Raw genomic sequence first — 9,172 nt, 5'->3', positions numbered from 1 at the left:
CCATCGATGTGACTCGCGCACACCAGCCTGCCGGACCCGACCGGCCGGACGGGCTAGCCTCGGACGGGTGACCGGCAACGAAGCACCACGAACCCGCACCGAGACCGACTCCCTGGGGTCCCGCGAGGTCCCCGCCGACGCCTACTGGGGCATCAACACCCTGCGGGCGAAGGAGAACTTCCCGATCACCTCGGTGCCGATCGCGGTGTACCCGGACCTGGTCGAGGCGCTCGCGACCGTCAAGCAGGCGGCCGCCCGGGCGAACAAGGCGATCGGCGTGCTCGACGCGGAGCGTGCGGACGCGATCGACCGGGCCGCACAGGAGGTCCGCGACGGTGCCCTGCGTGACCAGTTCGTCGTCGACATCGTCCAGGGCGGTGCCGGGACCTCGACGAACATGAACACGAACGAGGTGCTCGCGAACCGGGCCCTCGAGCTCCTCGGCCGCGAGAAGGGCGACTACGGGTACCTGCACCCGATCGACCACGTCAACCGCAGCCAGTCGACGAACGACACCTACCCGACGAGCATCAAGCTCGCGATGATCCTCGGCGTGCAGCGACTCGTCGAGCAGCTCACCCTGCTGTCCGACGCGTTCGCCGAGCGCGGTCACGCGTTCGCCGACGTCCTGAAGATCGGGCGCACGCAGCTGCAGGACGCCGTGCCGATGACCCTCGGGCAGGAGTTCACCGGCTTCGCGCACACCATCCAGGAGGACGTGCTCCTGCTGCGCACCGTGATGCCGCTGCTCGCGGAGACGAACCTGGGGGCGACGGCGATCGGCACGGGCATCACCGCGGACCCGCAGTACCGGGACGAGGTGCGCCGGCAGCTCCAGGTCGCGAGCGGGCTGGACATCGTGACGGCCCCGGACCTCATCGAGGCGACGAGCGACGCCGGGGCGTTCATGACGCTGTCCGGCACCGTGAAGCGCAGCGCCGCCAAGCTCTCGAAGATCTGCAACGACCTGCGGCTGCTCGCCTCGGGTCCGCAGGCCGGCCTGGGCGAGATCACGCTCCCGGCACGCCAGGCGGGGTCGTCGATCATGCCCGGCAAGGTCAACCCGGTCATCCCCGAGGTCGTGAACCAGATCGCGTTCGCCGTCGCCGGGGCGGACACCACCGTGACGATGGCGGCAGAGGGCGGGCAGCTGCAGCTCAACGCCTTCGAACCGATCATCGCGCACTCGATCCTGCAGTCGCTGCAGTGGATGGCGAGCGGGTGCGCGACGCTCCGGATCAACTGCGTCATCGGGATCCAGGCGAACGAGGCGAAGCTCGCGGCGCAGGTCGACACGAACGTCGGCGTCGTCACCGCGCTGACGCCGTACATCGGGTACGCGGCGGCGGCGTCGATCGCGCACACGGCGCTGACCACCTCGACGCCGATCGCGACGCTCGTCACCGCGGCGGGGCTGATGGACGAGGACCAGGTCCAGCGCGTCCTGAGCCCGGCGCGCCTGTCGGGCATCGAGCTGGCCACCGGCGCCATCCCGGTCATCACCGAGGAGATGTTGGACGCCGAGGCCGCCCGGGTGCACCGCGAGCGCTGAGCCTGGCCTGGCCTGGCCCGTCTCCGGGCCCCGGACTACGGCAGGGGACGCTCGCCGGCCCGGACCTGCCGGGACATCGCCCGCAGGTGCTCGGCGACCGGGTCGGGCTCGTCGTCCTCGGCCGCCCGCTCGAGCGCCGCGGTCCGGACGTCCTGGGCGGCCCGGATGTCCTGGTCCCGCCACCGGGCGAGCGTGAAGTTCCGCGTGACGTCCCGGAGCGGCAGCCGGATCGACTCGTCCGCCTCGATGCCGGCGAGCAGCTGACGCATCCGGATCACCTCGGAGTCGAGCTCCCCGCCGACGACGAGCACGAAGTTCGAGATGTACAGGTAGACGAGCAGCAGGATCGCGCCACCGAGCCACCCGTACGCCCGGTTCCCACCCCCGCCGATGGTCTCGACGTAGACCGAGAAGCCCAGGGTCGCGAGCGCCCACGTCACGATCGCGAACCCGGCGCCGGCGGACACCCAGCGCAGCTGCGGCGTCTTCACGTTCGGCGTCGCGTAGTACAGCACCGCGACCATCACGACGAGGTCGACCGCGAGGACCGGCCACTTCGCCACGTTCCACACGTCGTCGATCCAGGGCGCCCACCCGAGCTGCCGGATGATCGCCGCGGAGATCGTGGGGGTGCCGAGCAGGATGACGATCGCGATCGCCCCGCCGACCATCACGAGCAGCGTGACGAGGAGCATCATCGACCGGAACTTCCAGATCCGCCGCCCCTCCTCGACCTCGTACGCGGTGTTCATCGCCCGGCCGAACGCGGTCGCGTACCCGGACAGCGACCACAGCGTCAGCACGACCCCGATCGAGAAGCCGAGCCACGGGTTGTCGAGCGTCAACAGCTGCCGGAGCGGTCCCTCGAGGTGCTGCGCGGTTTCCGGACGAACGATGAACCCGAGCACCTGCACGACGTCGGTCAGGCTGTCACCCTGCCGGTCCACGACGGACAGTGCGGACACCACCGCGAGGGCGGTCGGGAACACCGTCAGCAGGGCGAAGAACGTCAGCGAGGCGGCGGCGTCCACGACGCGGTGCCGGATCACGGAGTGGTAGGTGCGCCGGACGACCGCGCGGACCCCGGTCCGCTGCAGGTCGCGCGAGGCGCTGTCGGGCATGCGATGTACGGTACCCGACCCCGTACCGGCCTGGAGGATCGTGGCGACCCCGCCACGCGCCTCCCGTCCGTCCCCTGGTCGCACCGCGGGCGGCGCCCTCAGTTCGCGTGCGGGTCCAGCGCGTCGTAGCGGCGGAAGGACGGCACGAGCCGGAGCAGCAGCGCGACCAAGCCGATGATGAGCACGCCGCCGACGACCGGCGGGTACGCGATCCCTGCCGCGACGACCAGTCCGGCGTACAGGTCACCGAGCCGCGGACCACCGGTGACGACCACGATGAAGATGCCCTGCAGACGGCCGCGCATCCCGTCCGGCGACGCCGCCTGCAGGATCGTGTTGCGGAAGACCGAGCTGACGTTGTCCGCCCCGCCCGCCAGCGCCAGGAACAGCGCGGCCAGCCCGAGCGCCGGCAGGATCTCGACGCCGAACGCCTCGCCCGACCGGCCGCCGAGCTCGTGCGCCAGCGCGATCACCACGCCGAACGCGGCGATCGCGCCGCCGTAGGCCGTGATCGCCCAACCGACGGCCTCGCCCTGGCGGCGTACGTGCCCGAGCGGGCCGGAGAACACGCTCGACAGCAACGCGCCGACGGCGTACGCGGCGGTGAGCGTGCCGACCGTGATCGACCCGCCGCCGATGACGAGCGCGCCGATCGCGGGGAAGAGCACGCGAGGCTGCCCGAACGTCATCGCGACGATGTCGAGCACGAACGTCATGGTGATGTTGCGGGAGCGTCGGAGGAACCGCGCACCCTCGATCAGCGAGCCGAGCCCGGGCTTCAAGGCACCGTGCTCCGCCGCCATCCGGGGAAGCGTGAAGACCCCGAGGAACGCGAACGTGAACAGGACGACGTCGATCGTGTACGTGGGGGCGAACCCGACGCTCGCGATCAGCACGCCGGCGATCGCGGGCCCGACGGTGACCTGGAAGCCGGACGCGATGCCGCCGAGGGCGCTCGCCGCGGGGAGCAGGTCGGTACCGACGAGCCGCGGGACGATCGCGGACCGGGACGCGTTGCTGACCGTGGCCGCGACGGCGTTCACGGTCGCGAGGACGTAGAGGAGTGCGACGCTGTGCAGTCCGAGCCAGGCGTGCGTCGCGATGAGGGCGACCGCGGCCCACGCGACGATCGCGGACACCAGGGCGACGAGCCGCCGGTCGAACGCGTCCGCGAGCATGCCGCCGTAGAGTCCCGCGACGATCATCGGGACGAGGGCGATGACGCCGACGAGGGCCACCGCGAAGGTGGAGTGGGTGATCTCGTAGACCTCGAGCCCGACCGCGACGGTGGTCATCTGCGTGCCGATGCCGGCGATCGCCGTGCCGGCCCACAGCCGCGCGAACGCGGGGGAGCGGCGGAGCGGGGTGAGGTCGGCGAGCAGGCGGCGGCGCGGAGCGGTGTCGGATCGTGTCACGGTGGAACCATTCTGCGGCCTCGGCGGGCTGGACGGCGATGCCCGCGCGAACTGGTTGACTGGCCGGCATGACTGACCTGAACAGCAAGCCCGAGTTCGACGCCCCCGAGGGCCCGGCCCCCACCGAGCTCGTGATCACCGACATCGTCGAGGGCTCCGGCGACGAGGCCACCGCGGGCTCGACCGTCAAGGTGCACTACGCCGGCGTCGGGTACGAGACCGGCGAGGAGTTCGACAGCTCCTGGAACCGCGGCGAGCCCATCGACTTCCCGCTCGCGGCGCTCGTGCGCGGCTGGCAGGAGGGCATCCCCGGCATGAAGGTCGGCGGTCGCCGCAAGCTCGTCGTCCCGCCGGAGCTCGCCTACGGCCCTGCCGGTGGCGGCCACTTCCTGTCCGGCAAGACCCTGATCTTCGTGATCGACCTGCTCGGGGTCCGCTGATGCAGGTCGGCGCCCCGACGATCGAGCTGAACGACGGCCACCGTCTCCCGGAGCTCGGTCTCGGCACGTACGGACTGAACGGCGACGAGGGCGCCGCCGCGGTGGGCGCGGCGATCGCGGGCGGCTACCGGCTGCTCGACACCGCGCTGAACTACGGCAACGAGGACGCCGTCGGTCGCGCCGTCCGGGACGCCGAGGTCGACCGCGAGGACATCGTGGTCACCTCGAAGCTCCCCGGACGGCACCACGGGTACGACGAGGCGCACCGCTCGGTGGACGAGACGCTCGCGAACCTGGGCCTCGAGCGGGTGGACCTGTACCTGATCCACTGGCCGAACCCGTCCGTCGACAAGTTCGTCGAGACGTGGAAGGCGTTCGTCGACCTGCGGGACAGCGGCAAGGTCCGCTCGATCGGTGTCTCGAACTTCACGCCGGAGCACCTGACGCGCATCATCGACGCCACGGGTGTGGCCCCGGCCGTCAACCAGGTCGAGCTGCACCCGTACTTCCCGCAGGCGGCGCTCCGGAAGGTGCACGCCGACCACGGGATCGTCACGGAGAGCTGGAGCCCGCTCGCGAAGCGGTCCGAGCTGCTCACCGAGCGCCCGGTCACCGACGCGGCCGCGGCGCACGGGGTCACCCCTGGTCAGGTCGTGCTCCGCTGGCACGTCCAGCTCGGCGCGGTACCGGTGCCGAAGTCGGGCGACGCCGACCGGCAGCGCGAGAACCTCGACGTCTTCGGCTTCGCGCTGACCGACGACGAGGTCGCCGCGATCTCCGGCCTCGAGCGCGGGCGCCTGTGGGACGGCGACCCGGACACGCACGAGGAGATGTAGCGCTGACGCGCTGACGGACGGGAGGCACGTGGCGGGNCCGCCACGTGCCTCCCGTCCGTCACCGGTCCGGACCGCTGCTGCGCGGCACGGAGTGTCGGTCCGGCGGGACTACACTGGACACCCCTGTTTCCCGAAGGGTGGCGTGTGTCCGAACCGAGCGAGATCGACCGCGAGCGCGGCTACGTGGACGGGCTGTTCGCGCGGCTCGACGAGCTGACGGCGGAGGCCGAGCAGCGGCTCGCCGAGACCCGCCGACAGGCGGTCGGTGGCAACCACCAGAGCCGCAGCGAGCGTGACGCGTACGCGCGACTGTACGAGGACACCATCGCGACGCTCGACCGGGTCGGCGACCGCCTGGTGTTCGGTCGGCTCGAGGTCTCCGAGCCGGACGACGACGAGGACACCTTCCGCTACATCGGCCGTGTCGGCCTGCGGGACGACGAGCACCGCCCGCTCCTGCTCGACTGGCGCGTCCCCGGGGCGAGCGCCTTCTACCAGGCGACCGCGGCGCACCCGATGGGCATGCGCGCCCGCCGACACCTGACCCTCGACGGCCGCACGGTCGTCGGCGTCGAGGACGAGGTCTTCGACGCGACGCTCTACGACGACGAGCGCACGCACCTGCAGGGCGAGGGCGCGCTTCTCGCGGCGGTCACGGCGGAGCGCACCGGCCGGATGACCGACATCGTCGCGACGATCCAGGGCGAGCAGGACCGGATCATCCGCTCCCCGCTCGAGGGCGTCCTCATCGTGCAGGGCGGCCCCGGCACGGGCAAGACCGCCGTGGCGCTGCACCGCGCCGCGTACCTGCTCTACTCGCACCGCGAGCGCCTGCGCGGTTCCGGGGTGCTCATGGTCGGGCCGTCGTCGGCGTTCCTGACGTACATCGAGCAGGTGCTCCCGTCCCTCGGCGAGACGGGCGTCGTGATGGCGTCGCTCGGGTCGCTGTACCCGGGCCTGCACGCGACCACGCACGACCACGGCGACGTCGCCGCGGTGAAGGGCTCGGCGCAGATGGCCGCCCTGCTCCGCCGGGCGGTCCGCTCGCGCCAGGTCGTGCCGACCGCGTCGGTGACGCTCGACGTCGAGGGCGAGCGGCTCACCGTCCCGCCGCAGCTCGTGGCCGACGCCATGAAGCGCGCGCAGGACCGGGGGAAGCCGCACAACGTCGCCCGGGTGACGTTCAACAAGATCGCCCTCGACGCGATGACCCGACTGCTCGCCGACCAGCTCCGGGAGCGGGGCACCACGGTCGACGAAGCGGACGAGAAGGTCCTGCGCGAGGACATCCGCAGCTCGTACGACGCCCGCGTGCTGCTCAACACCGCGTGGCTGCCGCTGCCGCCGGAGAAGTTCCTCGAGGACCTCTACGCCCGGCCGAACTGGCTCGCGTCGCTCACGCCGGACTGGACCCCGGCGAAGCGCGCGCTGCTCGAACGCCCGCGCGGCTCGGGCTTCACGGTCGAGGACGTCCCGCTCCTCGATGAGGCGGCAGAGCTCCTCGGCCCGTTCGACCCGACGGGCGGGGCTGCGAAGCGCCGCGCGAAGGCGAGCCACGCCCGCGACGTCGAGAACGCGCGGCAGGCGATCGAGAACATGGGCGTCGAGGGCATCGTCACCGCGGAGCAGGTCGCCGGCTCCTTCGCCGAGGGCGGGGACCCCCGCACCACGGCCGAGCGCGCCGCCGAGGACCGCGAGTGGACCTACGGGCACATCGTGGTCGACGAGGCGCAGGAGCTCTCGCCGATGCAGTGGCGCGTGCTCGCCCGCCGCAACCCGCTCCGGTCGTTCACGATCGTCGGCGACATGGCGCAGGGGTCGTCGCCGGCCGCGGCCCGCTCGTGGGACGACGTCGTCGGCGCGCTCGCCCGTCGTCGCCGGGGTCGTGCACCGCTCGTGCCGATCGAGCACCGCATCGCCGAGCTCACCGTGAACTACCGCACGCCGCGGTCGATCGTCCAGGCCGCCGGCGCGTTCGCCGACGCCGCCGGGCTCGCCGTCACCCGGACCGAGGCGGTGCGCGACGGCGACCCGGTGGACCGCGTGTCGGTGTCCCGGGCGGTGCTGCTCGACACGGTCGCAGAACTCGTGCTGTCCGAGCGCGACCGGATCGGCTCCGGCACCGTCGGCGTGATCGTGCCCGAGGCGTCGGTGGCCGCGGTCCGGGAACGGCTCGCGGCGACGCAGGCCGACGTCCGGGGGCTCGGCTCGCCGCGTCCGGGATCGGTCACGGTGCTCACGGGTGCCGACGCGAAGGGCCTGGAGTTCGACGGCGTGCTGCTCGTCGACCCCGAGCGGGTCGGGGCCGACGCGGCACGTGCGGCCGCGGCCGTCTACGTCGCGATGACCCGACCGACCCGGCGGCTCGTGGTCGTCGACGTCACCGACTGAGGTCCCCCCGGCCTGGCCGGGCCGGTCCGGGGCGCCGGACCGGCGGTCGGGCCGCGGTCAGACCGGGTCGCCCTCGTCGCGTACCCGTGAGACGAGCGCGGCCCATGGTCCGTCGAGCTGGCTGCCCGGGATCTCGACGGTCGTCCGCGCGACCGTGACGGTCCACGTGAAGTCGTCCGGCACCGTGCGGCGACGTGCGCCCGGTGACTCGCGGGGGAGCGCGCCGACGAGTTCGTGCCACGCGTCCGGGTCGGCGCACGACTCGGTGTCGACCCGCCAGCCCCGGGTCAGGCCGGCGAGGCCACCACTGCGACGGACGACGATCTGCATGCCCCGGTTGTACGCCGTCACGACGCGGTGTGGACGCCCACCGTCCGCCAGGCGTCGCGGACCGCGGTCCACTCGGTCGACCCGGCACCGAAGCGGGCCGACGCTGCGTCGAGCGTGACGCCCGCGAAGCCCGCGAAGTCGATCCCCGCGGTGGTCGACGGCGAGGTCAGCGCGTCCCACCAGACCGCGCCCGCACCCTCCCACGCGCGACCCCCGATGGCCGTGGCGGCGAGGTAGAAGGCGTGGTTCGGGATGCCCGAGTTGACGTGCACGCCGCCGGAGTCCTCGGTGGTCTGCACGTACCCGGCCATCGTCGCCGGCTGCGGGTCCTTGCCGAGCACCGGGTCGTCGTACGCGGTCCCCGGCGCCCGCATCGAGCGGAGGGCGACCCCGTGCACCGCGTCCGTGAAGAGCCCCTCGCCGATGAGCCAGCTCGCCTGGTCGACGGTCTGCCCGGCGGTGTACTGCGCGACGAGCAAGCCGAAGACGTCCGACACCGACTCGTTGAGCGCGCCGGACTGCCCCTCGTACGTCAGGTCGGCGGTGTACTGCGTGACGCCGTGCGCGAGCTCGTGGCCGATCACGTCGAGGGCGATCGTGAAGCGGTTGAACACCTCGCCGTCACCGTCGCCGAAGACCATCCGTTGCCCGTCCCAGTACGCGTTGTCGTAGTCCTGCCCGTAGTGCACCGTGGCGTCGAGGGGGAGTCCCGCGCCGTCGACCGAGGCCCGCCCGAACACGTCGAGCCAGAAGGCGTGCGTCGCGCCGAGGCCCGCGTACGCCTCGTCCGTGGCGGCGTCGCCGGTGTCCGGCTCGCCCTCGCGGCGGACCACCCGTCCGGGCAGGGTCGTGCCACCGGCCGCGTCGGCGATCGTCCGCTGCGGCGAGCGGTCGACGGTGCCGGCGACGCCCTGCGGGCGGACGCGGTGCTCCCGCTTCGGGGCCGCGACCGCGGTCATCTCGCCCAGGGCCGTCCGGGCGGCCGCGGCGGCGCGGGGGTGCTCGGCGGCGTCGGCGACGGCGCGGAGCAGGTAGGGCGGGACGACGGAGCGGATGCGGTCGGGCGCGGTCATGGCGTCATGCAACC

Annotated in this window: 8 protein-coding genes; 4 read left to right on the top strand and 4 right to left on the bottom strand. The window is 72.8% G+C overall.

Translation table 11 applies throughout. The features are described 5' to 3' along the window. Positions 1-67 precede the first annotated feature (67 nt). On the top strand, positions 68-1,552 hold the full coding sequence (locus tag HUN59_RS12995; RefSeq protein ID WP_174778581.1) for an aspartate ammonia-lyase: 1,485 nt from the start codon (positions 68-70) through the stop codon (positions 1,550-1,552). Positions 1,553-1,587: 35 nt separating this feature from the next. On the opposite strand, the gene HUN59_RS12990 is transcribed toward HUN59_RS12995, so the two are convergent. Together HUN59_RS12990 and HUN59_RS12985 are read right to left on the bottom strand one after the other, a co-directional pair. Then, entirely contained in the window at positions 1,588-2,673 is a 1,086-nt protein-coding gene (locus HUN59_RS12990) for a YihY/virulence factor BrkB family protein (RefSeq protein ID WP_174778580.1), read from the bottom strand. Positions 2,674-2,771: 98 nt separating this feature from the next. Then, positions 2,772-4,088: an MFS transporter gene (locus tag HUN59_RS12985; RefSeq protein WP_174778579.1), complete on the bottom strand. Its 1,317-nt coding sequence runs from the start codon at positions 4,086-4,088 to the stop codon at positions 2,772-2,774. Between the two features lie 68 nt (positions 4,089-4,156). Here HUN59_RS12985 and HUN59_RS12980 point away from each other — a divergent pair, with 68 nt between their 5' ends. The 3 genes from HUN59_RS12980 to HUN59_RS12970 all read left to right on the top strand — a co-directional run bounded on the left by HUN59_RS12980 (position 4,157) and on the right by HUN59_RS12970 (position 7,755). Then, positions 4,157-4,528 (top strand): FKBP-type peptidyl-prolyl cis-trans isomerase, encoded by a 372-nt coding sequence (locus HUN59_RS12980; RefSeq protein ID WP_174778578.1) that lies wholly within the window; start codon positions 4,157-4,159, stop codon positions 4,526-4,528. Next, a complete protein-coding gene (locus HUN59_RS12975) occupies positions 4,528-5,364 on the top strand; it encodes an aldo/keto reductase (RefSeq protein ID WP_174778577.1) in 837 nt (278 codons plus the stop codon). The genes HUN59_RS12980 and HUN59_RS12975 overlap by 1 nt, the downstream gene beginning before the upstream one ends. Before the next feature lie 144 nt (positions 5,365-5,508). After that, a complete protein-coding gene (locus tag HUN59_RS12970) occupies positions 5,509-7,755 on the top strand; it encodes a HelD family protein (protein WP_174778576.1) in 2,247 nt (748 codons plus the stop codon). A 57-nt stretch (positions 7,756-7,812) separates the two neighbouring features. Here the strand turns inward: HUN59_RS12970 and HUN59_RS12965 are convergent, their stop codons facing one another. Continuing rightward, complete coding sequence (locus HUN59_RS12965) at positions 7,813-8,085, bottom strand: protealysin inhibitor emfourin (RefSeq protein ID WP_058742605.1); 273 nt, start codon at positions 8,083-8,085, stop codon at positions 7,813-7,815. Positions 8,086-8,102: 17 nt separating this feature from the next. Beyond that, the gene (locus HUN59_RS12960) at positions 8,103-9,158 is read right to left on the bottom strand and encodes a M4 family metallopeptidase (protein ID WP_174778575.1); all 1,056 of its coding nucleotides are present in this window, start codon (positions 9,156-9,158) and stop codon (positions 8,103-8,105) included. Positions 9,159-9,172 lie beyond the last annotated feature (14 nt).

It is taken from the genome of Curtobacterium sp. Csp2 (assembly GCF_013347165.1).
The sequence above is the reverse complement of the archived record's forward strand: the minus strand, read 5'-3'. Positions and strand labels throughout refer to the sequence as shown.

Bases quoted from the DNA above. Each gene is read 5' to 3' on its own strand.
- HUN59_RS12990 (WP_174778580.1), bottom strand. From the start codon at position 2,673: ATGCCCGACAGCGCCTCGCGCGACCTGCAGCGGACCGGGGTCCGCGCG.
- HUN59_RS12975 (WP_174778577.1), top strand. From the start codon at position 4,528: ATGCAGGTCGGCGCCCCGACGATCGAGCTGAACGACGGCCACCGTCTC.
- HUN59_RS12965 (WP_058742605.1), bottom strand. From the start codon at position 8,085: ATGCAGATCGTCGTCCGTCGCAGTGGTGGCCTCGCCGGCCTGACCCGG.
- HUN59_RS12960 (WP_174778575.1), bottom strand. From the start codon at position 9,158: ATGACCGCGCCCGACCGCATCCGCTCCGTCGTCCCGCCCTACCTGCTC.
- HUN59_RS12980 (WP_174778578.1), top strand. From the start codon at position 4,157: ATGACTGACCTGAACAGCAAGCCCGAGTTCGACGCCCCCGAGGGCCCG.